Raw genomic sequence first — 1036 nt, 5'->3', positions numbered from 1 at the left:
CGATTGTCTTATGAATAACCGCTTACGTCAATTTTATCAATTTTTTTTAAATAATGTAGTCTTAGCTATAGTGGTAGGACTCTTAACTAATGCTATTGGAGCTTGGATAGCCGAATTATTTAATGATCACGAATCGGTTAAGCAGTATAAAGCTCTGAGTATGTTAATTTTTATACTATTTACACCCATAGCTAGTCAGTATTTATTTAAAAAATTAAATTTACAACTGAATAAAATAGCGTCATTCCATGTTTTTTAAACAATACTTGAAGCTAGCTTCAATAAAGTTCGTATTCTTGATGAGTCACAATAGTACAATTAGATTTAGGATATGCTAAGCATAGTAAAACGTAGCCTTCATCAATCTGACTATCATCCAAGAAAGATTGATCGGACTGATCGACAGACCCCTTCAGGAGTTTGCCTGCACAAGTAGAGCAAGCTCCTGCACGGCAACTGTAAGGTAAATCGATACCTTGCTCTTCAGCTGCATCAAGAATGTATTCATCTTCATCACATTCAATGATTACATCTAGACCTTCTTCCTCATTGAGGAATCGAACTTTATAGGGAGGTTCTTCGTTATTTGATAATAATTCACTAGGATAAAGTGTATTCTCTTCTTTTTTTTCTTCTTCTAGATCTGCTATTAACTTTGCTTTGTTTTCCTTGATTTGATCTAAAGATATCTGAATAGGTAGACTATTCCATGATATATAGAAATCTGAATAGGGCATTGTTTGAGCGCAATGCCAGACGACCTCATAACATGCTCGAAAACGAGCTATATCATTAACTTGAACTTCTTCGTTCAAATACTCCTTCAAAGTTGAAACAATAAATGAAAGTAAGTCATCTTGAGTTATTGTCTTTAAAGCCCATTGACATTGAGTAAGTATTTTAGGGACTTGACTTGTGCGAAGAAATTCAACCAAAATTCCCACAGTATCTATATTAGATATTCCAGTTCTTTCTAAACTTTGAATAGCATTACCAAGAATATATTCATCTTCACTGATAAGTAAAATAGCTGTTA

The 1036-nt window shown here is 33.3% G+C and carries 2 protein-coding genes; one reads left to right on the top strand and one right to left on the bottom strand.

Annotation, left to right across the window (positions count from 1 at the left end):
* Positions 1-259, top strand: a 259-nt coding sequence (locus F6K51_RS38120; RefSeq protein WP_293031569.1) for a hypothetical protein, incomplete at its 5' end; no start/stop codon positions are given.
* 19 nt (positions 260-278) lie between these two features.
* Here the strand turns inward: F6K51_RS38120 and F6K51_RS38115 are convergent.
* Positions 279-527, bottom strand: a complete 249-nt coding sequence (locus F6K51_RS38115) for a 2Fe-2S iron-sulfur cluster-binding protein (RefSeq protein ID WP_293031572.1) — start codon at positions 525-527, stop codon at positions 279-281.
* Between the last annotated feature and the right edge of the window lie 509 nt (positions 528-1036).

The sequence above is a fragment of the Moorena sp. SIO3I8 genome (genome assembly GCF_010692325.1).
Classification (GTDB): Bacteria; Cyanobacteriota; Cyanobacteriia; order Cyanobacteriales; family Coleofasciculaceae; genus Moorena.
Note: the sequence above shows the minus strand (reverse complement) of the source record. Positions and strands in the feature narration are given on the sequence as shown.